Genomic DNA, 26,390 nt, shown 5'->3' with positions numbered 1-26,390 from the left:
CATACAGCCAAATGATGAGTGCTATTACCGGTTCGAGTACACGGCCCGGCAGGGCTACGGTTTTCAGCGCGACGAATTCTCTTATTTCTAACTTGAAAAAGAAGCCTTCTCAGCGGAACCAGCTCCACTACGTTTACAAAGGGCGAGCAATCAACGAGTGCGCAGCGGTGCTGGGGCCAGCTATCAACCCGAGATGGCTTACTGGCGGAGTGCTGGTTCCGATGCCGCCGTCGAAGATCAGAACTGACGCCGACGACGACCGAGTGGCGCAAATCTGCCGGGCACTGTGATCCGCAGTAGCTATCGACGTGCGAGAGCTGCTATTGCAGACGGCAAATTTGCGTGCAGCGCATGAAAGCGATCAACGTCCTTCCGTTCAGGAGATCAAGGATGCCTCGCAATAGACGAGTCGGTCTGCAACCCAGAACCGACCCGAATTGGGATCGTAGACGATGTGTTGACTGCTGGCACTCACTTTCGTGCTGCCAAAGAGGTGTTGAGCAACCGTTTCCCCGCCGCACATATCGTCGGTTTCTTTATCGCTCGAAGGGGCTTTGCGAACCCATTTGAGGCCGACGACTTCTCTATCTTCGGTAAGTAAAGTCCGTGGTTTGGTTGTAGCGCCCCGGACAACGTAGTCGTTGCGCGGCGATCTACTACCTAATCGTACCCTGGGGTTTGGCCGAAGGCTGAGCAAGAGCACCGCCGACGAAAGGCTGTATTGACTAACCACCCGGTCACCCATCCCATCGTTGCCACTTCGCCCACCGTGTCACGCGCGTCATGGGACGCTTTGCAGGGTGCGGTGCCTAAGCCCAACAGGTTGCTTTCGGCTCTCACCGTGGCGCTGAAGTCCGCAGCATGTCCCCTTACCTCCTCTGGTTGCCCCTGTAGTGTGCCTAGCGTACGGCTAGAGGTGACGAAACAACTTAGACACCAGCACTCTCACGCGCTCAGGTTTGGCAATCTCTCTGAGGAAGATGGTGCCGGCAGCCCGTACTCCTCCTTGGCTGCCGTGCTCCAACGCTCGCTGGGCCCGCTTGCTCCGTCGCCGAACCACACTCTCACGTGCCGCCGGCCGCCGCAGCCATGCGCCGTATCTCAGCGTCAGTCAGCGAGGGCGGGACAGGATGCGCTGCAAGCAGGGCCTCGGCTGCCTCGATGGCCCTATCAAAGATTGCCAGTACACCCGTCGCTGCTACGTTGGCCGCTTTGGGGCCATTCGTGCCGAGCGATTTCTTGAGAAAACCTGCCTCTCGCAGTCTCAGTTAAGCACACGGGCAACGGCCTCTTGTAGGCGCTCGGGCACCTTCCGCTTGGCGTAGAAGGTACCATGTCTGTCCTTGATCAGTCCCATTAGCGCGCGCATCAAAGCTACGTGCAGTCAAAGTCATGATTTGCGGGATGTTTTTGATCTATCAGCGCTTCTAGCGCCGCTGGCGCGCCCCTAGCGGAGGGCGCGGGCAAGGCAGGAAGATACTGAAAAATCAGCACAAATCAGCTCGACTGCTGAGCGGTTACTACCACATGGTGCTACCACCACGCAAGGTGCCTAGGCTGTGATAAGAGCGCGCACGTCGTTGAACCCGTGAGACGTCCCTGTTAGCGTGCATTCATTACCGGAAACAATCCTTTGGATGCGTATCTAGACATCGCAAGCCGTGTACTGCGCGAAGCGCGGAGGCCGTTACCGCCCCGCGAAATCCTGAGGCGCGGCCTATCGTCTGGTATTGTTCCGCCCTCATTGTACGGCAAGACGCAACATAAGACGCTACAAGCTCGGTTAAGCGAGGACATCCTCTCCCGCCGCGAGCGCAGCGCTTTCTTCCGCACGAGGCCCGGGTACTTTTTCCTGCGCGAGTTTCTAACAGACCCAGCAATTCCGGCTGAATATCGGGTGCCGATTGTCGCGAGGCGCAGACGACGCGAATTGGCGTACCACCACGCGCTGGCCCTCAACTCCAACAGCGCTAGTGAGCTTTGCCGGCGCACTGTCGTCGCATCAAGTGAAGTCTTACAGCTTTTGAGCGAGCGGCACTATCACTACGCTTCGAGTTCGCGTCGTAGAACCCCGGATGATGTCCTTGTGTGGTCGTTCGTGCTCGTCCTGCGCAGCAATCATGTGCTTACGTATAGGCACGGCCGATATCGCGAAGATCGCGACAACTTCCTGCAAAAAAGATCAGTCGGGTTTTTCTGTCCGGTCGTGCACGATGACCTCACCCTCTTTGATCAAGAGGACCATGGGATTGTGGCCAGTGGACTCCGTGCCGTCTCAGTCGACTTGAGCCTAAGCACTGACCTCCAACTCTCGCGCGGCGCTGAGTTGAAAGGATTCATCTGCGCCAACAATGACAATCCTCTCAATCTGCTCGGAGTTGTCGCGTTCCAAGCGCCGGAGTGGCTTGAACCGATCACTCGTCGCTTGGCGATAAATGACCTCGCTTGGCATGATCTGAAGTTCCAAATCAACCACTACGAGGATTTCGATCCTTGGTCGCGGCTTGTGTTGGAAAACCTCACGGGATTACTGGGACACGAGGCTCAAAGTTGCCATGCTGCGGCCTCGGCGTACTAATAGGTATCTTGATCCGACCGAAGTCGCTTACATTGAGCTGCTCATCGGGGACAGAGACCCAGAGAGCAAGAAGATCGGTCTCCAGCGACTTTGCAAGCTGTACCGTCAAGGTCTGCGACACCATCAGCCTGAGCGAATATCGATCCACTTAATGGGGCTGCTCCACGATACAGCCCCCAGGGTCAAGCGCTGGGCGTTGAACGCGTTGGCGTTGATCGGAAACCGAGACAACACACGGGCAATTGTCGAGGCTATCCAACGAAATCGTAACGACCCCGACATTTTAGGTGCGGGCGTATCTGCGTTGTGCGCGTTGCTCCCAGCCGAGGAGGCGAGGAAGGAGCTCGAACGAGCTGATCTGCCGCTCGCGGGAGCGACCCTAATGGCTGCTGTCCAACACAGCGGTCATTTCCAGAATGAGCTTCGAGTGGCGCGTGTGCAGATTGACTATGCAGACCCGCCGGAGTTGAGGCTCGCAGGCATTCTGGTCGGCTTAGACAAGGCCCCCGAAAATCTGTTTACGCTGAACATGCCCAATCGCAAGGTCATCGGTGAGCTAAATTTGCACCCCGACCCAATCGTGGCGCAGTATTCGATTTGGGCAACCTACGAAAATCCCAACTTCAATCTTAAGGACCTGCGCCTGCCGCTACATGATGTAGAGGCGCAGCCGCCGAATATAAGGAAGTATGCCTTTCAATTGGCCGTCAAAGATGTTCAGACCGCTCAAGACAATTATGAGTTTCTCGTACAAGGGTCAGAAGACCCTGACCCGGAGCCGCGCGCTGGACTTGCGACCGGACTGCGAGGTATTTACTTCGACGGTTTGGAAACCCTCATCATGGATTGGTTTGCTGATGAGGACGTTGATCGGGTAAAGCAGCGCCTGTTGGAGCACATGGCACGAAATGCCGACAACTGTGCTGCTTATGCAGGGCCCGTTTTACGGGCTTACGAAGCCGCCAATCCCGGCTCGCTAACGCGAGCGCGGCTTGAGGCCGCAGCGCGACATACCTCTCTGTATCCTGCAATGAAGCGCATCGAATATAACGCGGATGGACAGGATTTATTCAAAATGGAAAAGCAAGCGGGCTCCCGCTCTCCCGGAGCGCACGAGCGCGCCCAAATGGCAAAAGTGCTCATCGTCACTGCGCTACCAAAAGAGAACGCAGCGGTTCTCTCCACCCTTGATGATGCTACACAGTTCGGCAGACCCGATGACAGCAATCTGTATTCTGTAGGCACCTTCGTTAAGGGGGGTGAGCGCCGAACGGTTGTTCTCGCCTCTGCTGGCATGGGCAAGGCGAACGCAGCTACCGTCACTGCAAATGCTCTGCGATCATTCCCGAATGTTGAACACATACTCATGGTGGGTATTGCCGGCGGTTGTCCCAACACACAAAAGCCCGATGACCACGTGCGGCTGGGCGATGTTGTGTTTTCAAGCTCTGCCGGAATAATCGAATATGACTTCGTCAAAGAGACGCAAGAGGGTCGCCAAACGCGCAGCTCTCCTCAGCGGCCGTCAGCGAAGCTGCTACAAGCGGCTGGGCACCTCACAACCCGAGAGTTGATGAATGAAAGACCGTGGGAATCTATATTGGCGCACGCGCAACTGAGACTAGGTGCCAAGTTTGCCCGCCCACCAAGCTCTCAAGACGTTCTTTATGAAAACGGCAAAGCGGTCGCACATCCCGATGTGCGCGACACCCTTCCCAAGGTGCACGGCGGTGCCATTGGGACCGCTGACACGCTGCTGAAGAACCACACAACGCGCGACCAACTACGCGATCAGTTCAACGTTCGCGCGGTCGAGATGGAAGCCAGCGGGTTACAGAACGCAGCTTGGGCGCAAGGGAAGGACGCATTCGTCGTGCGGGGCGTCTGCGACTATTGTGATGAGCAAAAAAACGACGTTTGGCAGAATTACGCTGCTCTCGTTGCGGCTGCATATGCTCGCGCACTAATCGAAGAAATGCCGATTGATTGGTTTTGATAGATGCTTCGTCCTCGGGCGACGCGGCGCCCGCTTGTGCAACCAACGTGCACCTAGCGTGCGACCGCAGGTGGGCCGCTCAGGTGCCACCGATATGGCACCCGGTGGGCGATCAGGCTTCCGGCTTGGTGGCCTCACTGAAGAACGCGCTGCTCCGCTCTTGCGACGCTTTACAGAACGCTCGGTGGGCCTCTTCGGCAGTTTTGTACGTGCCAAGATACTTCCGCCTGCCGCCCCGTCCGGTCATCCTGATCACTGCTTTGTAGCGCCCCGTTCGGCGATCGAATGAAGCGGCCTTGAGTCCACTGATGCAGTCCGAACGGACGCTACTGTTCATCCTGTTCTCGGACGCTGAGCACTCGCGGAGGTTCTCCAGCCTGTTATCCAGCCGGTCTCTGTTGATGTGATCTAGGCGTCCGCGCACCAAGGCCGCTTTGGCTGCCAAGGTGGCGCGTGTGGGCAATGGGACCGGAGGGCCAAGCACCACTTGGTTGCCGGTGCTGGTCAGAAGGCCGCTACAGAGGCCGTGAAGGCCAAGGCGGCGCAGAAGGCCGATAACCTCGCGCCGATCATTACCCAGATCAGAAAGGCCGGTGCAGGCTCTCTGAGCGAGATCGCGAAGGCCCTGACCGAGCGCGGCATACCGCAGCCAAGCGGGAGCATGGGCGAATGGTCGGCTGTGCAGGTGAGCAGGGTACTTGAGAGGATTGCGTAGCTCGGAGCCACAGGGCGTGCGCATCCGGAGGGTGCTGATTTACCTCCTAATGGGAAAGAAGGGACGAGCTTGGCCGGGCACGGGGGGAAATTGCAGCCGCTAGTCTATCGATTGACGCTCGCATTTTTCTGCCAATTATCCGGGGCGTGTGCTCACAAAGGCGCAGACGTCCGCTTCTGTCGGTCAAGCGGAAACTGGCAATTGCCGTTCATGGTGGTCATGGTCATGGCCGCATTCAGAACACCGTTCAAAACGATTGCGCATGGTGACGATAGTGACTGTCGCTGTCCACGCGGACTACCCGTAACAGACGCGGCTGAGCCTTTCATGCCTGCGGTCATCAACTCAGCGAACAAGCCAAGCGGAATAGGGTTTCAACTAAGGCGAGCATTTGGTATTCTGCTGGCCGCAATCCTTGGAGGCGAGGAATGTGCGCACAAGCTCTCACCCGACGAACTTTGCTAAGCTCGGTTCTATCCCTCGGGATGTATCGCGTTGCTGCGGCTGCACCGCCTGATTTCAGCCAATTCAATAATTTCACCCGTGAGCAAGCGATGGACTGGATGCTTAACTCATCCAAGCTCACGGTTGAGCTCAACATGAAGACTATTTTGTCTAGTGTCTCGAAAACAGTGGCTGGGCGTCTGACCGCTGCGGATTTGCGCTATGAACTGCAGGAACAGCCATTTTCTTTTTATTCGCATGGGCAAGATTACCCCAGGCAGACGATCAACATATCGTTGGGCGGAATAAGTGCACTCGACATATGCGCCCTCGCCATGGTCCTCTCGCAAGTGCAACTGAGCGATACATCGTGGTGGTTCAAATATCTCCTATACCATCGAAAATTGAGGAAACAGCCGAATTCTTCGTGGATAGAGCCGTTCGACGCAGCCGGCATGTCGTCTGTTACCGATCAGTCGGAAGAAGCAGTGCGATCTGCCACTTTGCTTTCCGTTGATATGACTCTGTTCGTTGTCGCTCACGAAGCTGGTCATGTTGCGCTCCAGCACCGATTTGGACCGTATCCTAACGAAACTGAATCTGATCTCGCGAAGAGGCGACGAAAACAAGAACTAGAAGCCGATAGATTTGCGTTGGACATCCTCAAGACTAGCAAGACCGACTTGTTTGCCGCTAGCTACACCACCTTGGCCCACCTGATTTTAATGCACGAAAAGGAGCCTTCTGTCCCAGACAGCAGTCATCCAGCCGATCATGAGCGATTGTTGCAAATCGCCAATTACGAAAAACCGGCATCTGCGAAGACCAGAGAATTGAGCAAATTTGCCGCCACCTTTGAAAAATCCGGTCCTCTAGGAATTTCGGGGTATGACGTTCTCGACACCATGGCGGATGAAATTACGCTGGATAAGCTGCGCATCTGGAAAAGGTGAGCGGGCAAACCTCAAAAGCTTTTCAGGTTATTTGCCCGAGGCAGGCTATCCTTCAGCTTTTCGGCGAGATCATTGACCCTGTGTTGATCGGTTTGCGTGTCCATGTTCAACGGTGTCCAACGTACCGCTGTGTTTTGCTTATCGTAGCCGAGCCTTACGTCCGGAAATTTATCCGGAATAAACGCGGGCCGTATTGCTACAGGTAGAAGCTCTGACGTTGTCACCGATATGCTTCGCCCTGATTGGGCATCGACACTAGCACTCGCGGTCAGGCCGATAAGCTTGATGAAGCGCTGCCAGTTGGATACCTCTGCCGTCGCTTTGGCCCCATCAGCATAGCTCATAACTAAGCTCCGCTTCGCGAACAAGATCTCACCAACTACAAGGTTTGCGGTTTCGCCAGTTAGCGACTGTCCGGAGAGCGTTGCCTCGACTTGACTCTTCAGAAATCGGCACTTCGCGGAATTGAACGAATTTGCCAACGTGACGGCGGACACCGCTAGGACATGAGGGTCAGTAAACTGCAAACTCATCTCATCTGACTTACCTAGTTGAGCTTCCGCAGCGGCAACGTCTTTGACACCCAGCGCGAGGGCGCCATTTATCTTCTTACCTTTGGCAGCATCCGGAACTGTAGATGCTGTGGGCGCGGGGACCTTCAGCTTCGGGAAGCAAGTCTTGCCGTCAGCGACAAACTGCAGATTGCGGATATTGTAAACATTGCCGATCTGCTCACCGCGAGGAATGATGATTGGAATCCAATGCGAACCCTTGAAATACTCTTGGAGAAGCGCGTAATAGTCTTCCACCGCGTCAGCTCGCGCGACGCCGGGCGCCATCGACAAACAGCCAGCAAAAAATAGCCGAGCGGCGACGCGCATGAAAGTACTCCATTCACGAAAGTGGCGACAGATCGATTAGAGCATATTCGCGCGCGCACTTCCATTGGTTGTGTGTCGAAATTTGATTTGTTTCGGCGATTGCCCCGGCATCTGATTAGTCGGCCGACAGTGACTAGCTTGCATAGCCTTGACGTGCATCAATGCTGCGCGACCGCAAGTTTCGTTTTAGGATGCAATGCGGCGACGCGCCAAGGAGCGCCCTTTGGGCTGTGGTCAGTCCGTACATGGCCTAACTCGATACCTGATAGAAGGGGGCCGTCGATACCGATCTTCCTGATCCCGCGCCTGTCGACTGCGCCCCGGGATTGATCCGATGGGGGCATTACCGGGGGAGAGAGACAGAGAGCCCTCCATGCGACGATGCCGGTGGCCGCATCGTAGTGGGGAGTCGCCCTCAAGTGGTCATGCGAGATACACACGGCGCACGGTGGCACCGGGGTTGCGATTGGCGGCAACTCGGGCTCCACCGGCGGTCAACTGAAGTCTGATGGTGGCGTCACGAGGTCGACCAATGCGCACAGGTGTGTCACCTCGCATGAGCACGTAACCCATCGGCACCGCGTCAGCCTCTCTCGGGTGAATGACGCAGCGATATATCTCGCTCTTGCGGTGGCAGCTCTCGCTTTTGAAGCGGCGTGCGGTGCCGGCGTGTTGATAAAGGACCACACGTCGGCCGCCTTGCGACTTGATCGGCTTGCCGGTGCGGTGATCAACCACAATGTAACCTACGAGCCGCTGCTCCCCGGTGCTATTGAGTAACACCGGGGTTTCACTGGATGTCATGAAGTGCTGGAGCATCAGAGGATGACAGCGGCCCAGCCTGTCAGGTCCGTGTAGGCGTCGGCGCCTCCCGCGGCATCGAACACAGCGCTCTTCATGTCCTGAGCAATCGCCTGCTGGCCTGCGATGTAGCCATCAACGATCGCGCGGTCTATGCCGGCGCGAGCAAGGTCGGCGTAAGACTTGGCACTCAGGGTGCCTTTCTGCGCATACTCGGTGTTGAAGTCGAGACCAGCGCTCTCCACGAGCATTGCGGCGTCGCTGTGATTGGCGGGCACGTCGCCGCTGTGCGCTGGGGACGCCCGCTGCGGCGTAGCTTGTGAGCCATGCCCAGAAGTCTGTGCGCGCTCCAGATCTGCGTAAGCCTTCGCCATGTCTTCGGCGGTGGCGAACTGCTCGGGCAACCAAGAGGGCCGCAAAGTGTCAACCGAGGTGGGCGCTGGTGCAACTTCGGGGGCCGCCGGTGCGGACTGAGGTGCATCCTGGGTGGATGCTTGTGAAACGACGTTATCGGTCATTATCGTGCACCGAAGCTCGCATTGTTCCTGATGTCGAAGGGAGGCCGGTACGTATCGCCGGGCTCAAGCGCTCTCGCAGCGCTGCGCTCTCGACGCTCTTGCTGCTTGGTCAACTCGCGGTATTGGTCCATCGCTTCCGCCTCGCCGCGTTCGAGGTGATCGCGTTGCCGCAGGAAGGCTTCGTGCTTTTCAGTGGTTGATGTCGAATGGGACATCGGGGGGGTATCCTTTCTGACGCTCGGTCAGCTTTGGTCCACCCTGAGGGCCCGCTTTTGGCGGCTCTAAGGGGGACGCAGGTGGTTTTCAGTGGGGAGGCAAGTCGATATGAGATCATAAGCGCCGGTGCACTTGCGCAGTGAAATCACCATCGCCCTGCATGTCTCTCGATCCATGCCGGTGACATCTGCCAGCTCGGCGGAGATGTCAGGCACGGGGAGATCGGTCGAAATGCTGCCGATCTTGACGAGCAGATCGCAGGTCGCGGCTCTGCTAGACTTGGGCATTGGCCGCGCGACATTTACGCACCAGCTCTCGGCCGTTATCGGTGAGATTGATGACGATGCTGTCTCCGCGCTCAACGGTTACAAGGCGCTTGCTCTCTAGGCTGCTGGACACGAATGAGACGCTGCCGCCGTTCATTCCAGAGAGACACTCAAGGCGCTGGAAATCCGCGGAGTGGTTGTTCGATCGGGCAAGCATGTAAACCACGCAGGCCTCACGAACGGTCACAAAGTCACCCGCCGGAACAGCCTCGCGCCCGACTTCGGTGGCGCGTCGGATGAATTGTCGGATGACTGAGGCCGGCCCGAGGTTGTTGCGGGCTAGAGCGGCTGTCCACAGGTCGGGGATACGCAACATCTCAGAGACCGTGCTTCTGAGCCTTCGCCACCTTTGCGGCGTCGTGTTCCGTGAGACCCACCTGCTGGGTCTGCTCTACGACGTGCTGTTGGGCTTGGTCCTCGGTGAGGGTCTGGAAGATGCCAGCGCCAGCGTTGGGGTCCTCGACCTGCAAGGCCTGCGTACTCCGCCTGCCGTGCGCCGGCGAACAACGTGAGCAGCGGTAGCCACACTCCGGCGGCTCCCTTCGCTGCAACTGGGAGCCGATGCTCAGTGAACAGCGGGGCGTCGAAGATCGCTTGCAGATCATCCGCGTCGTATGGCTCGCGGTCTGACTGTTCCCCCTCCAACCTCATCTCAGCAAACGGGTCTGCCCACAGCACATCATCAGGCACAAGACCGTTGTGCTGACCCCATCCCGTGATTGCCTGCACCGCTCCCAGTTGCTTGTTAATTGTGCCTGCGGAGACTTTGGTGACCGAGGGATTCGCGCGGCCGTGCTCGCTCAGCTCGGGCGGCGATGCCTTCAACAGCGCCCCTCTGCGCACCTTGGGCACCATCTGAAGCTCCTCGCGGAAGGTGCGCGCGTGCGAACGTCTCATGTCCACGAGTTGCAGGTTACCGTGCAACTGGATGAACATCTCCACTGCGCGGCCGTACTCATGCACGGTGCCCTCAGGTCGCTCCCTTTCTTTCTTCCAGCCCTCGAAGGCATCGCGCAGTGAGCCGTTCTGCTTACCTGATGAGACTGCGGAGCCGGGCGGGAGCGCAAGGGCAGGTGTCTCTACAGGCTCTCCGGCGTTGCGCCTCTCGATGTCCTTGAGTGCCCTGACGTGAGCCGTGAGCACAGCCATTCCGAGCTTTCGATAGGACGAGCTGGCGCGATCGACGTGCGACTGGAAGCCGTCCTGAAGGTCGTCTAGGTGCTCTCGAATGACGGTGATGTCTCCGCGTGCCAACGCCGCCGTTGACGTTGTGAGCTGGGTGTTCCAGCGTCTCGGTGCGCTTCAGAACTCCCGGTCCGACAGACCCACCTCCGGCAAAGTCCCCACAGCGAACGGCGTCTGGACTTTGAGGCCTGCTTCCCTGATCTGCTGTGCGATCTCCTGAAACACCGGCTCCGAACCTGTACCGTCGCGGCGCTCCTCCTCATCAGTGGCCAGCATGGAGGCATAGTGGCTCTCGGCCATCCGCCGTATCTGGGCGTCTGTCAGCGAGGGCAGGACAGGGCGTGTAGTAAGCAGGGCCTCGGCCGCCGCGATGGTCCTATCGAAGTCTGCCAGCACGTGCGTTGCAGCTACGTTGGCAGCCTTGAGGCTCTTCGTGCCGAGTGACTTCTTGAGAAAGACGCGTCATCGGCGTTGACCACGCGGGCAACCGCCTCTTGAAGGCGTTCAGGCACCTTCCGCTGGGCGTAATACGTCCCGTGTCTGTCTCTGATCAGACCCATAAGCGCGCGCATCAAAGCTACGTCGTAGTGATACCACCCGAGCGCAGCCAAAGCCATGATTTGCGTGAAGCTTTTGATTTACCAGCGCTTCTGGAACCTGTGGCGCTCCCTAGCGGAGGGAGTGAATCCTGCGCAACTATGCCAAAAATCGCTCGATTTATGCGCGAGCTGTCACCTGCGGTGCGAGTCCGCAGCTAGATGACGTGATATGCCGATCTCGCAATCGTTCTTTGCATTGTCGACGATCGGTGAATCGGCGAAGCGAACACGTTGAGCCTGCGGACGCGAAAGAAGAACGCAAAAGCAAACTGCCCCTCCACTCTCCTCACGGGACGCTATCGATCCCGGTCTCTTCGTCAACCTTGTGTAACAAACCCAACCTAGAGGTTGCGAATGGTCAGTATCTCCCCGAGCTCACGTTTCGAGCGTGCTGATCAGAAGCGCGCCGGAAATGTTCACGGATTGATTGGCAATTTGATGTCCGTCTCAACGGCTACGAAACGGTTCGTATTGCCAATTCTTCGTCGACTTCGGCCAAGCCTGCGAACCAAGATCGCCCTGCTTGGAATAGTGGGCGTGCTCGTCACAGGGGCGACTTGCATCGTGGGGCTGAATTATGTTGCGCAGGCGCAGCGCGAGGCAGACCAGAGCATCCATCTTCGCGCTCACCTGGCGGTGCTTTCCGAAGCGTTCCTTGAATCGCAGCAGATTGCGCTGGAGTTTCTGCGTAAGCACGACGAAGCCTTGATCGCGCGGCACGCGCAGGGCATAAGGAAGGCGCTGGGTGACCTCGACCAGATCGAGGAGTATGTTGCTTCCTTGCCAGAGGGCGATCCTCTGAAGGACGTATCATTCCTCCGAACCGGCATTGGCCTTTACGCAACGCGTTTCAACAACATCGTTTCAGCGCAACGCGTGCTCGGGTTCGCCGAGAACGATGGCCTGCAGGGCAAGCTGCGCGACATCGTGCATCAAGCCGAATCCCGGATTGCGCAGTTCAATCAGCCGCAGCTAACCGTATTGATGCTGATGATGCGGCGGCACGAGAAAGATTTTATGCTGCGGCGTGAGGAGAAGTACGGCGATGAACTGGACAAGCGGGTTGCCGAGTTCGGAACCGCGCTGGCGTCTTCCGAGTTGGCGCCGGCCACCAAATTGGAACTGAAGACGCTCATTGGTTCCTACCGAGCTAGCTTCGTGGCGTTCATGGTTGCCCAACAGGCATTGGATGACCAGGTTGATGATCTCGGGCAGATCTATGGTCGCAATCATCCTCTCCTGTTGAAAGCGATCGCGGCAGCTGATGCCAGCGCTGCCGCAGCGGAAGAGCGTGCCTTGCGAATCCGCCAGATGCTGGGCTGGGGAATTGGGCTTGCCACACTCGCAATCGGATTCATTGCGATTTTTGTCGGGCAGGGCATAGCTCGGCTGATCACTTGCATGACCAAAGCGATGCGCCAGCTGGCGGCTGGACAATTAGGTGACCCTACCCGGACTTGGCCGATCGGACGAGATCGGTGAGATGGCGAGGGCCATGGAATCGTTCAAGCTCAAATTGAGAGAAAAGGCGCAAGCCGAGCTTGTAGCGAATCTGGAACAGGATCGCTTGGCGGGACTGCGACGGAAGGCGGAGCTTGAGAAACTTGCCAGGACCTTTGAAAATGCAGTAAGCGGCGTCATCGACACACTGTCATCCGCTTCGACCGAGTTGGAGGCGTCCGCTAGTAGTCTGACGGACACGGCGCACAATACGCAGGAAGTCTCGCGCAAGGTCGCCTCCGCCTCGGAGGAAGCTTCAGGCAATGTTCAGATTGTCTCTGCACGTACCGTCGAGATGATCGCGTCTGCTACTGAGGTTAGACGCCAAGTCGAGCAATCTGCAGAAATCGCAAGAGCCGCCGTGCGTCAGGCGGAAGAAACCGACCGACAAATAAAGCACCTGTCGGCAGCTGCGCTAAGGGTTGGTGGCGTCGTTGAGCTGATCGCCGCAATTGCCAGGCAAACAAACCTTTTGGCTCTTAACGCAACGATCGAGGCTGCACGCGCGGGCAAAGCCGGCCGCGGCTTTGCCGTTGTTGCGCACGAGGTAAAGTCGCTGGCAACACAAACAGCCAAGGCGACCTCGGAAATTGCAGAGCAAATCGCAGATATCCAAGCAGCCACGGAGGAGTCGGTTTGCGCCATCACGCAGATCGGCGGCAGTATTAGCAGGATCTCGCAAATCGGCTCGAGGATTGCTGCTGCGGTCGAAGCGCAGGGTACGGCAACCAACGATATAGCGCAGAATATCCAACATGCGGCAGAAATGTCGACGCAGGTCGCCAGCAACATCCGGCAGGTTGCATTGAGCGCCTCAAGCACAGGTGCATCATCCTCGCAGGTACTGACGTCTGCGAATGCGCTCGCTCAAAGTAGCCATCGTCTCAAATTGGAAGTCGATGGTTTTCTCGCCGGGGTCAGGTCGTGATCATCTGAAACTCCTGCAGAACTATTTGACGGCGTGATTATTTGCTCGCATTGGGGGTCTCAGAATGCCTGTCTACCTTGCGTCGTATGATTTGAAGGAGACCAATCCTGATTCGCACCCCACTTTTTTGAAGCAAGCAGCGGCGCAGGGCTGGAAACTGTGGATCCTTGGCTCGAACAACGTGCGATATCGACTGCCGAACACAACATTGGTTGGCATATTTGACGGTTTGGCCGTTGCCGAGGCCAGGCTCGAAGCAGCCCGGTTGGCAACGGAGAACGAAATTGGCGGCACCGTCACGACGACCAAGTGGATTGTCGCGGAATACGGACCCACTCGGTTCAATTCCGACGAACGGCAGAGCGCGTAAGGCCGCCGGAGTTGTGCTGGCGGCCCCAGGTTCGTCACAATCCTCGCTCGCAGCGTTGTGTTTTGACAGCGTTGTGCTTTGTCGGCCTCGTGCTTGCGCCAGGTCCGGGTTGTAAGGCGGTGGTAGGCCGGGATCAAGCGAGTTCGCCGCCGTCTGCAGCGACGTGCGGAAGTCGAGGTCTGTAACCGCGCCGTACGTGCAATGGGGCTCGGCACGGAGACCGCTCCGATTCCCGAGAACCTGGTTTCGCGGAAGGCCGTCATGGCGATCGCCGAGGCAGAGGTCCTGATTGGCGCGGTCGACACGGCCGGGGGGCGATGTCATGAACCGGATCTGCTCGGCTTGCCCCACCAGACAGAATCCCGGTGCTAAAGTGGTTTGTGATCACCGACGAACCGGCTACCATCGCACTTCCACGAGACAAACATCTGCGTGAGTGACACGGTGGTTCGCGACCTGGTCACAAAAAATACAAGGGCCGTTCTGGGGCGCTGCTGGGTGAGCCCCGTGTCAACGTGCTGGAACAGCTTAATCTGGCCTTGATGTGGACCCATTTCAGGCACCGAGTGGCTGGGCGCACCTATGGCCGCAACTCCTGTCAGAGTGATGGTCATCGACGACGGACCACCGATATGCAAGCTGCTGCGAACGGGATGGATACGAGGTTCTCGAAACTGCGAACAGCAAGCTGGCGCTCGACCTGTTATCTGAGAACCCGGCGCGGAATGTTCTCGACCTTGGCCTACCGGACATCCGGGATCCACGTGATTTGAACGGCGCGCCACGGCCCGATGACAGGGCACGATTGCTTCGTCGTGGACTACGATGCAGCAGCCGGCCATAAACTCCGTTTGCCAAGGCGCGATGGCCTGCGATTTTGTGCTCCGCCTCGCGGGGCTTCGGATACAACGCGGCCATGGCGAGTGCGGGTGCTCGGGAGTTCTCCAAGCTCCAAGGCATCTTTCCACAACCAGATGCTACCGCACAGCTATCGCGTACTTGCATGCCTCTCGTTTCAGCGTAGCGTCGCTGTTTCCGAGTCATTGGTTTCGCCTCCAGGCGGAGCGGTAGTGGGATTTTTTTAATGCCGCATGCATCCCCGGCGCAGAGGGTTTTCCCATTTGGCGATCAGCCGGAAGAGCTGTCGCGCGGAGATCGGAAGGACGCGGCGTGGGATCAAGTTCTGTTGGCTGCCTTCGCCGATCGCGGCTTCAAGTCGGGTTTTTTGCCGCTGGCTGAGGAGGCCGTGCGCGCACAGCCTGGCGATGGGTATATCCTGCTGCTCGCCGCCACGGCGGCGCTGCTGGACGAGGATGCGGCCCGCGCACAGGTCTTTCTGAAACGCTTCCGCAAGCGCTACGTTGCGATCGGTGCCTGCTACCTGTTGAACGCCCTGGCACTTGCGCAGCAGAACAGGCTCCTGCCGGCGCGTTCGCTGCTTGAAGCCCACGGGCTCACGGATTGGCTCAACGTTGCGAACGTTTTTCCCGGAGGCCTTGAGCGTCGGGGATGGCTCTACCGTCACTACGCTCGGATCTTCGAGCCCAGCAAGACCGTCCGGAGCAGGCGCTTGGCCGCCGGCCCGGTGCCAAAAGCCAAGACCCGGGTCAAGCCCAGGCCGCCCACGGAAGGGTCCGTTACGCCGACCATACCGGTTTCGTTGCCGCTGATCGACATCGATATTCCCTTCACCACCGAGCTCAATCTCGCGCCATTGTTGGACGCCTTGCACAAGCCACCGAACAGCGACGGCGCCTGGTATGGCTTGCGCGAGCGCTTTGCCCATCTCGGCCTCGCTCAAGGCTTCGACGAACTGCTCTGCCTGCCGCATCTGCGCGGCATCGAAACCTTCTGGTACCAGGTCGAGACCGTGCGTAAGGTGCTCAAGCAGCATCGTGGTCGCGTTCTGCTTGCCGACGAGGTCGGGCTCGGCAAGACCGTCGAGGCCGGCATGATCCTCAAGGAGTATCTTTTGCGCGGCATCGTCGACAGCGTTCTGGTGCTGACTCCGGCCTCGCTCGTCGGGCAGTGGCAGGAGGAACTCGAATCGAAGTTCGACATTGCCTGCGCGACCACCCATGATGCGCTGCTGCGCAGCGACCCGAAGGGGTTCTGGCGGCAGAATCGCCTGATCGCTTCGCTCGCCCTGGCGCGTCGCAGCGAGCATGCGGCGTACATTCTCGACCGCAGCTTTGATCTCGTCATCGTGGACGAAGCCCACCATCTACGTGACCGCACGAGCCAAAGCTACAAGCTGGTGGATGCGCTCAACAAGCGCTTCGTCCTGCTGCTGTCGGCGACGCCGGTGCAGAACGATCTCACTGAGCTCTACAACCTGCTGACGCTGCTCAAACCTGGTATCTTCAAAACCATGAAGGAGTTTCGCGCGGCTCACGTGACGACGGGCAAGCCGCGCCAACCGGCCAATCCCGAGCGCCTGCGCGAGTTGATGCGCGGCGCCATGGTGCGCAACACCCGCGCGGTCGTCGCGCTAAAATTGCCGCGCCGTCACGCCGTGACGATCTGCGCGGATGGCACCGAGGGCGAGCTGACAGCCTACCGCGAGCTCGAGGCCGCGGTGCGGCAACTGGCGGCCCAGGGGACAAATCGGCTGGCCCTTCGGCATCTGCTCGGCGCTGCCGGATCATCTCCGGCCGCGGCCGCCGCCGCCGTGCGGCGCTTGTCCGGCCGCCACGTCGATGCGAGCTGGCACGCGCTGGCGCAGAAATGGGCCTGTATCGGTGTCGGCGGCAAGGAGGCGGCGCTCCTCGACCTCTTGCGTCGGAACCCGGACGAGAAGAAGCTGGTCTTCGTTCATTACCGCGAGACGCTTGAGCATCTGGCCACGCTGCTGGCACGCGAAGGTTTTGCCTTCGAGCGCTTCGAGGGCGCGCTCAGCGGCCCCGCCAAGGACGCCGCCATTGCAGAATTCCGCGAGCGGGTGCCGGTGCTGCTGTGCACGGAGTCGGGTGGCGAAGGCCGCAATCTCCAGTTTTGCAATACACTGATCAATTTCGACGTGCCGTGGAACCCGATGACGATCGAGCAGCGCATCGGACGCATCGATCGCATCGGCCAGCAACGCGAGGTGTTCGTGTTCAACCTTGTGACTCGCAGCACTCTGGAGCAGCAGATTTTGTCGCTGCTCGACGAAAAGATCTCGATGTTCGAGCTTGTCGTAGGTGAGGTCGGGGCGATCCTGGGCGGCCTCGACGAGGACCGCGATTTCGCCGACCTCATGCTCGATGCATGGCTGCGTTCAACCGAGACGGGCCGCGCGGAGGCGTTGGAAGCGCTCGGCCGCCGTCTGAAGGGAGCGCGCGAGCACCACGAAAGTGCCAAGGCCCTCGACACCGCCCTGTTCGGTGATGAATTTGAGACCGTGTGAGCCGAGCCGATGAGTGAACTGCGCGACTTTGTCGCTGATCTGCTGGAACACCGGGGCGCCGCCGTCGAGGCTCTCGCTTCGGACCGGCTTGAAGTGCTCGCGCCTACTCCCCTGCAACGACAGCTGGGCTGGCCCGAACTCACGCATCTCGGCTTCGGGTCGCAACAAGCTCCGGGCGCGGTTGCGATAGCGCTCGAGGGGGACTGGCTCGACCGCTTCGGCGCGATCCTCGCCGACGAGGGACGATGGAGCGAACGGGAGGTTCGGCTCCCCGCTCTGGTTCCACCTCCCAGTGCCCCCGAAAAGCTGCTCGATCGCGTCCTCGACCTGCCGAACGCGATCTGGCGGCTCCAGAGCATGTCTGCAACCTGGACACGCTGCCTGATGCTGGCGTTCCGCATCACCGCGCTGTCGGACGAGAAGCGCGAGAAACTGATCTGGCTCGGCTTCAACCTCGCGACTGGCGCGCCGATCAGCGACGTCCTGGCACAGCTGCGGCCCGCGCTGGCGCAAACTGCCGATTGGCACATGCCCGACGCGGCGACCAAGCGCGTGGCCGGACCGGGATGGAGCTCAGGGACGCTCGCGGCGCGGTTGCGTCCGCTGCTCGAGCGCGAGGCACAGGATAGCATGGAGCCGTTCCTGCGGGCGATGCGCCGCCGACTGGAGCGAGACCGCGACCGTGTCCATGCCTATCACAATGACCTGCGCGAGACATCTCTGAAACGCCTGGCGGCGCTCAACCGCACGGACGGAGACCGCGCAGAGGCCGACCGGCGGCGCGAGACGCTGCGGGTGGAGGCGATCGAGCGTGAATATCGCGCCAAGCTCGACGATCTACGCCGTAACTACGCGCTGCGCGTCACGGTCGAATGGGTCCAAGCGCTTGAGATCTATGTACCGGTGCAACGCTTCGAGGTGCTGATTCGCCGCCGCAAAGGGCAGCGCATGATCCGGCTTGACTGGCACCCGCTGGTCAGGACGCTTGAGCGGCCGCTCTGCGAGGCGGGACCGGGCCTCGATCGCGTGCGCCTCGTGTGCGACGACAAGCTGCACCTGACCGATACCGCGGGCCATGCGCCCTGCAATTCATGCGGCAAGCCTTTCTGCCGCGCCTGCTTCCCGCAGGGCTGCCCGCGTTGCCGTCACACGTAAATGAGAACGGCGGTGCGCTGCGGGCCGCTATCGCGCACTCCTGCTTAGGTTGACCCGCGATGGTCGAGGAAGACGGGTCATATTCGTTCTCTGTGGCTCTATGAGAGCACATGCGATTTGCCACGGTACGCTCGGCAAGAAGGCAGAGCGGAAACGCCGCAACCGTCCCGCCTGCAGACCGACACGCGCCTGCCGCGCAATCGGTCTCTATGTTGGTGGCGGCCTGGAAGGTCTTATTCGATGATTGCGCGATCATTGGATGTTTTGGTGCTTTCGTCCATAACTTTGGCGAGGTATCTTACTTTTTTCTCCTCACCGTTGACAATTTTCTCTCGCCTTCCATAGGAAGCGACGACTCTGGGTATGCGGGTTAGTTGACGGATCGGATTTAGGATGAGCCACATTTCGCAGGCGCCTGTCGAGCGCATCACCATTCCGGTGCTGCAGCGGTGGAAGGGGGAAGGGCGGCGTGTCGCAATGACCACCGCTTACGACGCTGTCACGGCATGCATCGCTGACCCCATTGTCGACATTATCCTTGTTGGGGATAGCGTTGGCAATGTCTGTCTCGGATTTGATAATACGTTGCCGGTTAGCATGGCGATGATGAACCATCACCTCGAAGCCGTGTCACGGACAAGGCCTCGAGCCCTGCTTGTAGCCGACATGCCCTTTCTTAGCTTTCACCTTGGTCCAGAGGAGACGATCCGCAACGCCGGAGGCTTCTTGCAGCGTGGGGCCGACGCCGTCAAACTCGAGGGTGGGGCCAAGCGTACCGAAATCGTACGCGCCTTGGTCGATTGCGACATTCCAGTGATGGGCCATCTCGGCCTGACCCCGCAGAGCGTCAATGTTATGGGTGGTTTCAAGGTGCAAGGTCGGAACGCCGATGATGCCTTGCGTCTGCTCGACGACGCCCATCGTCTACAGGAAGCCGGATGTTTCGCTCTCGTCCTGGAAGGTATCCCGGCAGAACTCGCCGCCCGAGCGACCGAGACCCTGACAATCCCGACAATTGGAATTGGGGCTGGCCCTAGTTGTTCGGGCCAGGTACTTGTGTTCCATGACGTGCTTGGCCTGACTGCAAGCCATCGGCCAAAATTCGTTCGCACCTATGTCGAGGGTTTTCAGCTATTGCAGGAGGCGCTGTCACGCTGGGCCGCAGATGTCCGCAATGGTGCATTTCCGACGTCACAAGAGTGCTATCGGCTTCCCGAAGGCTTGAGCGATGCTATCGCAAGCTGGGCGCCTTCCAATCCAACCTGAGATAAAGCTCCAACATGCAAACAGTTACGACGGTCGCTGAGCTACGTGCCGCTCTTGCAAAAGCTCGCAATTCAGACAAGCGTGTCGGCTTCGTGCCGACAATGGGCTACCTGCACGACGGTCATCTGGCATTGGTCGACGCGAGTCGCGCGCAATGCGACGTCACGGTTGTAAGCATCTTCGTCAATCCCACTCAGTTCGGGCCGAACGAAGATCTCGGTACCTATCCGCGTTCCTTTCTCCGGGATGAGGGGCTGTGCCGTGATGCCGGCGTGACCATTGTTTTTGCTCCGGGTGCACGGGAGGTCTATCCGGCTCAGTTCGAGACCTTCATCGAACCCGGCGAACTCGCAAAACCCTTGTGCGGGGCTTTCAGGCCTGGGCACTTTCGCGGTGTCGCAACCGTCGTCTGCAAGCTGTTCAGCATGGTGCAGCCGAATGTCGCGTTTTTCGGACAGAAGGATTTCCAGCAATGCGCGGTCGTACGTCGCATGGCAATTGATCTCAATCTTCCCATCGAGATCGTCACCGTGCCAACCGTTCGGGAGCCGGACAGGCTCGCTATGAGCAGCCGCAATCGCTATCTCAATAAAGAAGAGCGCCGGCGGGCTCTTGCGATCAGTCGCGGTCTGTTCGCAGCGGAGGCCGAATTTCGCGCAGGCGAACGCGAATGCGAGAAGCTTATTGCAATCGCCAGGCGGCATTTGGATGAAGTCGACCGGCTGCAATATCTCGAGCTCGTCGATGCAGACACGCTTGAGCCTGCCTCGAATCCCTTGAGCAATCCTGCTGCTCTGTGCGCCGCGGCCTACGTCGGCTCGACGCGGCTGATCGATAACGTCATCCTTAAGCCGCAAGTGAGCCTGTAGTCCGAGCGAACGGGCTCGACTGACGAACATCGGAGCCCGACAGCTCTGGGAGCAAAAGGGGGCGACCAAGGTGCGCGATGCCCACCGGCGGTCATAAGTGCGAGCGTCACAGCATCAAGCATATTGTGAAGCAGCGGCCAATTGAGGGGCGGCCATATTGTTTCCTGCTCGCCCAATGGTGCAGGCCACTGTTGCAACCAGGCTATGAACGGCTGAAGGTCCTCCGCCTCGCAAGCTCGAATTCGGCCGGTCTTTGTCGCTTGTGCGTATGACGGTGATTTCTCTGCCGTCCGCTACTCGCCCTTTCTGCATCCTGAGCTCAAGACCCCCGCGGACCAAATTTGATCCGCCGTATCATCCGCATTCCTGAGCAGTGTGAACGGCCTCGCCTTCGCCAAGCCAACTACAAAAGCAACATCTCGGCCGGCCCGCAGTGACCATGCCGATCGAACAGTTCGAGACGGATGGATTGCCACCCTTTGACAGGCGAAGGCAGCGCTTGCTCCAAGCCAATGCTGCTGGATGCAGGTTCTCGGTCAATCTCGTTAAAATTCGTCGGGTATTGGCGATTTGGCGCAGGATTTAGGCTCAACTTCGGTATTGATTGCACTAATCAAGATTGAATGACGCTTATAGTCAGCGATCGGCGAAGCCCTCCCAATGGAGTGGTTGCTTCGTCAAAATCGGTGCACATCAAGCGATTGCGCACGGTATCCGTACAAGCCGGAAAAGCTTGGCGACCGGCCCAAGTCGCGCGCGGCGTGCGCACGTAGTGCTGCGCGCAAGGCGAGGACTATCCAGCTAACGCCGACAGGAGGCGACAATGCGAAACAGCTCGCATAATTCGGAGCATGGCTCAGCAAGGTGCTGTGCGATCTGCGGTGGAAGGTTCGGTCTGATCCGCTACTACTGCTGGCGAACGGCTCTTTGTTCCAAGAAATGCGTCGACCGCCTCAGGATGCGGCGAGAAGCCGATCATAAATGGCTTTCCTGGCTGCGAGCGGCCTAGCAGCTGGCAGCGTGTGCCACGCGGACGTTGAGAAAGACCACGGTCTTCTTTCTCGGATGCCCCAGTAGGATACCGGATCATAGGCATTCGTTGCTGCAAGACGACCTTAAATATCCATCCAGACCGGCTCGGAACCAAGATTGGCGCGATTTCGAACGCTCGGATCGCTGACAAGATCTCAGGCCGGAATGAGACCCCTAACGGGCGCAGACTATGAAATTCATCCTCGTGAATCACAGGACCCCGCACGGCGATAGAACCTGCAGCGGATGTTCTCGGTCCTTAGGTCCAGGTTACGTGCGAGATGTGCGAACAGGGGGAGGATATTGCGACTACGATTGCTATCGACGCCGTCACCTAACAGACATCGCGTTCCCGTACCTTGTACCGCGAGCCTTCTTTAGGCGCGATACGCAAGATCTCGTTCCTGTCGGACTCGAGGCCTTGCTGACTGCCGCTTCATGTTGGCTTGAGGTCGGGGTCGCCACAATGTCATGGATCAATACGGTGGCGCGTCCTGGCGAGCCCTCTAGGTCCAAAAAACCTCCATTGGCTTAAGCTCGGAGGAGTCGTGGAGACCGCGCCCGACAGATGGTGAGTGCAGCGTTGAACTGGTTGGAGCTTGAGTGAGCGCGCGGGAGGCAAGGACCTCGACGGCTATTCGGTCCGAGCTTGTTTTGAACTCGGCCCAAGCGACGTCTGCGTGGCAAGCACCATCTTTACCTTCTTTTTGATGACCCAAGACGTGCGTAAATATACATTCACAACGTAAGCGAGCTTTTTCAATTGTCCATCAGTGAGGATTTTCCATGAAGATTCGTTTCTTGATCGCGCTGGGTTGTGCAGTACTCGTTGGATCGTCCGCCAACGCTTGGAATAATTTCGGACATATGGAGGCAGCTGCGCTGGCCTGGAGCCAGCTGACGCCTGCCGCCAAGCAGGAAGCCACGCGCCTTCTCAAACTCAATCCTCAATACGATGGCTGGATCCAGGGCGTGCCGGCGGGCCAGCGCGACCAGGTCGCGTTCGTCAAGGCGGCGACGTGGCCGGACCAGATCAAATCGCTCAGCGACCACCACAACGATGGCGACAGAAACGGCGATGTTGCGCCGCAAACCCCCGAAGCGTCGCAGAACATCGGATATGCCGATCACTTTCGCCACAAGTATTGGCACTTCATTGATGAACCGTTCTCGACGGATGGCACCCCATTGCAGCAGCCGCAATCGCCTAACGCGCAGACTGAGGTCGCGGTCTTCAAGAAAACGCTTGCGGATAAGACGGCATCGGATGACGTGCGCTCATACGATCTTTCCTGGCTGCTGCATCTCATCGGTGACCTGCACCAGCCGCTGCACGCGACCTCTCGCTTTACGCACGCCGAGCAGGATGGCGACGCCGGAGGAAACGACGTCAAGATCAGTTGCAGAAAATGTGGAAGCGCGAGGGAACTCCACGCGTTCTGGGATGGGTTGTTGGGACCGACCAGCGCGCCACCGCAGGATGCCATCGACGCCGCGGCGGATCTTCGGACAGTGGATAGCGGTTCGACGGATGAGAACGATTGGATCCAGGAGAGCTTCGAGATCGCCAAGAGTTCAGTGTATGCGCCGCCGATTCGCGGCGGCGACGGCCCGTACAAACTCACGCAGCCTTATCAGTCAAGGGCCCACAGGATCGCCAACCAGCGGATTGCACTCGCCGGCGCCAGGATTGCGGCGATCCTCAACGATGCATTCAAATGAGCGTCCGTCTCGGTGCTCATCCTAGGTCGTTGCCTACGATGGCTCGGCACGTACGTTGTGACCGTTCGATAGGCGAGCGTTGCAACTAGATCTTATTCGCGTCCACGGCAGCTTGCCGCTTCATTTCGAGTGAGAACAGGCATGCCAGGGCGGACGGTACGTCCTTCCATTGAGGCGTATGCCAGCGCCTTCGAGAAAGTCGCGAAAGATAAGTGACGTGTCTTCATCATTTGGCAGACGCTCTAGCATTGTTCGCTCGCGTTGGGCGGGGCCGCCGCTTCTGGAGGCGGCGGCCCCTTGCCGCGAAGACGCAGGTTACGCGAGACATCGGCACCTTCGCGACCACCGCCAGGATGGGCGCGGTGAATGTACGGCGACAAGGAGCTTTGCTCGTTAGTCTTACCGATGAAGGTTTTTGCTATTGGGATGCTGCATTCAGCTGCGTGGGTAATTATATTGGCCAATTCAGGCCAATCGTTTATTTGAGAGATAGATGTCGCATTCAGTTGAGTTGATCGTCAACGGCTACGTCAGACTAAAGGATCGTGGCGCGCTGGAGGGTCTTCTTGCGCATCGGCGGGAGCTGCTGAGGCAACTAAGCAGCGTCACCGGCATCGATCCAAGTCGAGCCGTCGCGCAAGTAAGTCAAGAAATTGCAGTCATCGAAGCTGGACTTGCGACGATCGCGCCGGAGTGACGCGCGGGGCCGCCCGTTCTGCGGAGGCGAGCAACTTGGTGTTGGCTACCTCTGTTCATGGCCTCCACGTTCATGCGGGCTAAGCCAGCGACGACTAGCACGAGCAAGGTGATCCAGAGGCGGGCATAGAAAGCGGCGGACAGCGGCGGCTTACGCTACGATGACGCTTTCCAATCAAACGATGCGCCGCGCCGAGTATATTGGCGCGACGACTTCGCCTTGGGCGGACCCGGACGGGGCAATGTCCGGTGCGCGGAGCCTAACGCCCTGCAGTACTATCGCAAGCAAACCCCTGCATTAAGCTTGATGTCGCCGCCACGGGTTAATTCTGGAACCGCTATCTGCAGTCGACGTTGGCTGAACACGATTGTCAGCGGGGGCGAACAGCGATGGTCCGTTAGGAGAAATTGATTGCGACGCTGAGGCCCGGCGGACACCATTCAGAGTTAAAGCTTGCCAGAGTTAAAGCTTGCTGGAAAGCCAAAAAGTCCCCCCTTCAAGATGCACCGGGCGTTGGTCTCGCGTTCTCAGTCGCTCGGCTGCTTAGGCCGATCGAGAAGGTCGAGCGCCGTGTTTACTTGCTGAAGTTGATGCTCGATCTTCTCGCGCTGCTTAACATCTGTAGTCGAATCGAGTTGCTCAATCAGCTTCTGCTTTCGAGCGAGCAGATTTCTAATGACCGTTGTCATCTGACCTCCGTGACGGCTCCCGATTGACCGCGCGATGCTGCATGTACTTCATGATCCAGTACCTCTGCCGGTCGGGATAGGGACGGCCCGCGATGCTTCGAGACAGCCACTTCGACGACCTAAACGGCATTCGGGCTTGCGACGCCGCTCCCGAACGCAGCAGCGGCGTCGCAAGTAGGCTGCAAAGAGGATCGACTTGACCCATGGTCCATTTGACAATGTGTGATCCCGTTTGTGGAAGAACGACACTATCTGCCTAAGGAGGGGGGTGGCGTCTCCTTTGTGCGCGTTGGCAGTATCGGATATTCGATCTTGGGGAGGCGCCCGCTCAGTGAATTAAGAAAGGCAACAATATCGTTATTCTCCTTCTCGCTCAGCTTGGCGCCGAGCTGTACTTCGCTCATGATTCCTACGGCTTCCTTGAGAGTCCAAACTTGCCCCGAATGGAAGTAGGGAGCTCGCAAGGCAACGTTGCGCAAGGGGGCGACACGGAACACGTATTCGTCGCCGGGAGCATTGGTGACTGCGAACCGTCCCTTGTCGGTCGTAGGAAGCAGTTTGATATCGGGCTTTTCGATTACGCCAAACGGGAAATAATCCTGGCCGCCAATATTCAGTCCGTTATGACAGGAGGCGCATCCTTTGTCCATGAACAGCTTCAATCCCGCCTTTTGCTGATCATCTAGAGCGCTGACATCGCCATTCAGGTACTGGTCGAACGGAGCCGCCGGTGTCGTAAGGGTAGCTTCAAAGGCCTCGATCGCTTTCGCGAAATTATCGAAGGTGACCGGCGGTGTATCATTCGGGAAGGCTCGCTTAAACTTACCGACATAACCTTCCATCGAGTTCAACGTGCTCGTCACACGATCCGGGGTCGCATTCATTTCGACGCTCGCCTGAACGGGTCCCTTGGCTTGTGCCTTGAGATCCGGCGCGCGTCCGTCCCAGAATTGCGCCGCATTGAATACCGAATTGTAGACGGTTGGCGCCCGACGCGCCCCCTTTTGCCAGCCGTGACCGACCGAGGTTGGCCCGGCGTCGACCCCGCCAGTGCCAAGATTATGGCACGTGTTGCAGCTGATGATCCCGCTCGCCGAGAGGCGAGGGTCGAAAAATAGCATCTTGCCGAGTTCGGCCTTCTCGACAGTGACAGGATTGTCCTTGACTGCGGGGATAGCAGAGGGGATCGGTTTGAAAATCTGTCTGGCCGCCCTCATCAATTCGTCATTCGCAATCGCATGGGATGAGACGAGAACTAGGAGGGTAGCAATAGACACCTTGCGCATCACGTGAGACTTCCGCTTCTTTCGGCGCCGCTACCGAACAATAATTCTTCAGGAGGGCACCCACGACATGATCGCCCGCAACCATGCAGGAACTGAGCCAGCCGTCACGCGTGAGCAGGTGTCGTGTTTCCCTGCTCGATGTCGGCTTCGCGACACGTGGCAGCAGCGCAACAGTACGTTCGGCTTGGCACGAAGCATATGGTTTCGCCGCGCTTCGAGGAGGGGCAAAGCGGCACGTCAATTGCAAGAATACCGTGACAGCGCAGACACCTGTCT

The 26,390-nt window shown here is 58.7% G+C and carries 24 protein-coding genes; 14 read left to right on the top strand and 10 right to left on the bottom strand.

Going from position 1 to position 26,390, the window contains the following annotated elements:
* Positions 1–1,633: 1,633 nt before the first annotated feature.
* Both NLN62_RS10425 and NLN62_RS10420 read left to right on the top strand, forming a co-directional pair.
* Positions 1,634–2,578, top strand: a complete 945-nt coding sequence (locus NLN62_RS10425; RefSeq protein ID WP_254108697.1) for a winged helix-turn-helix domain-containing protein — start codon at positions 1,634–1,636, stop codon at positions 2,576–2,578.
* 382 nt (positions 2,579–2,960) lie between these two features.
* The gene (locus NLN62_RS10420; RefSeq protein WP_254108696.1) at positions 2,961–4,574 is read left to right on the top strand and encodes a hypothetical protein; all 1,614 of its coding nucleotides are present in this window, start codon (positions 2,961–2,963) and stop codon (positions 4,572–4,574) included.
* 112 nt (positions 4,575–4,686) lie between these two features.
* On the opposite strand, the gene NLN62_RS53380 is transcribed toward NLN62_RS10420, so the two are convergent.
* Positions 4,687–4,998: an HNH endonuclease gene (locus NLN62_RS53380; protein WP_371933114.1), complete on the bottom strand. Its 312-nt coding sequence runs from the start codon at positions 4,996–4,998 to the stop codon at positions 4,687–4,689.
* 102 nt (positions 4,999–5,100) lie between these two features.
* Here NLN62_RS53380 and NLN62_RS10415 point away from each other — a divergent pair, with 102 nt between their 5' ends.
* Together NLN62_RS10415 and NLN62_RS10410 are read left to right on the top strand one after the other, a co-directional pair.
* On the top strand, positions 5,101–5,289 hold the full coding sequence (locus tag NLN62_RS10415; protein ID WP_254108695.1) for a recombinase family protein: 189 nt from the start codon (positions 5,101–5,103) through the stop codon (positions 5,287–5,289).
* 428 nt (positions 5,290–5,717) lie between these two features.
* Positions 5,718–6,686 carry a hypothetical protein gene (locus NLN62_RS10410; protein WP_254108694.1) on the top strand — a complete coding sequence of 323 codons (969 nt, stop codon included), beginning with the start codon at positions 5,718–5,720 and terminating at the stop codon, positions 6,684–6,686.
* An 11-nt stretch (positions 6,687–6,697) separates the two neighbouring features.
* Here NLN62_RS10410 and NLN62_RS10405 read toward each other — a convergent pair whose 3' ends face one another.
* The 3 genes from NLN62_RS10405 to NLN62_RS10395 form a co-directional block, all read right to left on the bottom strand.
* Complete coding sequence (locus NLN62_RS10405) at positions 6,698–7,567, bottom strand: hypothetical protein (protein ID WP_254108693.1); 870 nt, start codon at positions 7,565–7,567, stop codon at positions 6,698–6,700.
* Positions 7,568–7,990: 423 nt separating this feature from the next.
* The gene (locus NLN62_RS10400; RefSeq protein ID WP_254108692.1) at positions 7,991–8,371 is read right to left on the bottom strand and encodes a hypothetical protein; all 381 of its coding nucleotides are present in this window, start codon (positions 8,369–8,371) and stop codon (positions 7,991–7,993) included.
* Positions 8,372–8,385: 14 nt separating this feature from the next.
* Entirely contained in the window at positions 8,386–8,772 is a 387-nt protein-coding gene (locus tag NLN62_RS10395; protein ID WP_254108691.1) for a hypothetical protein, read from the bottom strand.
* Between the two features lie 92 nt (positions 8,773–8,864).
* Here NLN62_RS10395 and NLN62_RS10390 point away from each other — a divergent pair, with 92 nt between their 5' ends.
* Positions 8,865–9,086, top strand: a complete 222-nt coding sequence (locus tag NLN62_RS10390) for a hypothetical protein (RefSeq protein ID WP_254108690.1) — start codon at positions 8,865–8,867, stop codon at positions 9,084–9,086.
* A 289-nt stretch (positions 9,087–9,375) separates the two neighbouring features.
* On the opposite strand, the gene NLN62_RS10385 is transcribed toward NLN62_RS10390, so the two are convergent.
* The 3 genes from NLN62_RS10385 to NLN62_RS10375 form a co-directional block, all read right to left on the bottom strand.
* Positions 9,376–9,744, bottom strand: coding sequence for a hypothetical protein (locus NLN62_RS10385; protein WP_254108689.1), 369 nt, complete (start codon positions 9,742–9,744; stop codon positions 9,376–9,378).
* Position 9,745: 1 nt separating this feature from the next.
* The gene (locus NLN62_RS10380) at positions 9,746–9,898 is read right to left on the bottom strand and encodes a hypothetical protein (protein WP_254108688.1); all 153 of its coding nucleotides are present in this window, start codon (positions 9,896–9,898) and stop codon (positions 9,746–9,748) included.
* Between the two features lie 832 nt (positions 9,899–10,730).
* Positions 10,731–10,913 carry a hypothetical protein gene (locus tag NLN62_RS10375; protein WP_254108687.1) on the bottom strand — a complete coding sequence of 61 codons (183 nt, stop codon included), beginning with the start codon at positions 10,911–10,913 and terminating at the stop codon, positions 10,731–10,733.
* 653 nt (positions 10,914–11,566) lie between these two features.
* Between NLN62_RS10375 and NLN62_RS10370 the strand changes: the two genes are divergently transcribed.
* The 3 genes from NLN62_RS10370 (at position 11,567) to NLN62_RS10360 (ending at position 14,010) form a co-directional block, all read left to right on the top strand.
* Positions 11,567–12,694, top strand: coding sequence for a hypothetical protein (locus NLN62_RS10370; RefSeq protein ID WP_254108686.1), 1,128 nt, complete (start codon positions 11,567–11,569; stop codon positions 12,692–12,694).
* A gap of 13 nt (positions 12,695–12,707) precedes the next feature.
* Positions 12,708–13,640 (top strand): methyl-accepting chemotaxis protein, encoded by a 933-nt coding sequence (locus tag NLN62_RS10365; RefSeq protein WP_254108685.1) that lies wholly within the window; start codon positions 12,708–12,710, stop codon positions 13,638–13,640.
* 64 nt (positions 13,641–13,704) lie between these two features.
* Positions 13,705–14,010, top strand: a complete 306-nt coding sequence (locus NLN62_RS10360; protein ID WP_254108684.1) for a hypothetical protein — start codon at positions 13,705–13,707, stop codon at positions 14,008–14,010.
* A 1,081-nt stretch (positions 14,011–15,091) separates the two neighbouring features.
* On the opposite strand, the gene NLN62_RS10355 is transcribed toward NLN62_RS10360, so the two are convergent.
* A complete protein-coding gene (locus NLN62_RS10355) occupies positions 15,092–15,904 on the bottom strand; it encodes a hypothetical protein (RefSeq protein WP_254113880.1) in 813 nt (270 codons plus the stop codon).
* Here NLN62_RS10355 and NLN62_RS10350 point away from each other — a divergent pair.
* The 6 genes from NLN62_RS10350 to NLN62_RS10325 all read left to right on the top strand — a co-directional run bounded on the left by NLN62_RS10350 (position 15,881) and on the right by NLN62_RS10325 (position 24,139).
* Entirely contained in the window at positions 15,881–17,398 is a 1,518-nt protein-coding gene (locus NLN62_RS10350; protein ID WP_254113422.1) for a DEAD/DEAH box helicase, read from the top strand. The genes NLN62_RS10355 and NLN62_RS10350 overlap by 24 nt on opposite strands.
* Before the next feature lie 9 nt (positions 17,399–17,407).
* Positions 17,408–18,553, top strand: a complete 1,146-nt coding sequence (locus tag NLN62_RS10345; protein ID WP_254108683.1) for a hypothetical protein — start codon at positions 17,408–17,410, stop codon at positions 18,551–18,553.
* 393 nt (positions 18,554–18,946) lie between these two features.
* Positions 18,947–19,819 (top strand): 3-methyl-2-oxobutanoate hydroxymethyltransferase, encoded by an 873-nt coding sequence (gene panB / locus NLN62_RS10340; RefSeq protein WP_027524833.1) that lies wholly within the window; start codon positions 18,947–18,949, stop codon positions 19,817–19,819.
* A 14-nt stretch (positions 19,820–19,833) separates the two neighbouring features.
* Positions 19,834–20,688 carry a pantoate--beta-alanine ligase gene (gene panC / locus NLN62_RS10335; RefSeq protein ID WP_254108682.1) on the top strand — a complete coding sequence of 285 codons (855 nt, stop codon included), beginning with the start codon at positions 19,834–19,836 and terminating at the stop codon, positions 20,686–20,688.
* Between the two features lie 1,818 nt (positions 20,689–22,506).
* Complete coding sequence (locus NLN62_RS10330; RefSeq protein ID WP_254108681.1) at positions 22,507–23,442, top strand: S1/P1 nuclease; 936 nt, start codon at positions 22,507–22,509, stop codon at positions 23,440–23,442.
* Between the two features lie 493 nt (positions 23,443–23,935).
* On the top strand, positions 23,936–24,139 hold the full coding sequence (locus tag NLN62_RS10325; RefSeq protein WP_027524830.1) for a hypothetical protein: 204 nt from the start codon (positions 23,936–23,938) through the stop codon (positions 24,137–24,139).
* A 527-nt stretch (positions 24,140–24,666) separates the two neighbouring features.
* Here the strand turns inward: NLN62_RS10325 and NLN62_RS10320 are convergent.
* A complete protein-coding gene (locus NLN62_RS10320; protein ID WP_198031819.1) occupies positions 24,667–24,828 on the bottom strand; it encodes a hypothetical protein in 162 nt (53 codons plus the stop codon).
* Between the two features lie 248 nt (positions 24,829–25,076).
* Positions 25,077–26,114 carry a cytochrome-c peroxidase gene (locus tag NLN62_RS10315; protein WP_254113421.1) on the bottom strand — a complete coding sequence of 346 codons (1,038 nt, stop codon included), beginning with the start codon at positions 26,112–26,114 and terminating at the stop codon, positions 25,077–25,079.
* Positions 26,115–26,390 lie beyond the last annotated feature (276 nt).

The sequence above is a fragment of the Bradyrhizobium sp. CCGUVB23 genome, assembly GCF_024199885.1.
In the GTDB taxonomy this organism is placed as follows: domain Bacteria; phylum Pseudomonadota; class Alphaproteobacteria; order Rhizobiales; family Xanthobacteraceae; genus Bradyrhizobium.
This window is presented reverse-complemented; position numbering and strand designations above follow the sequence as displayed.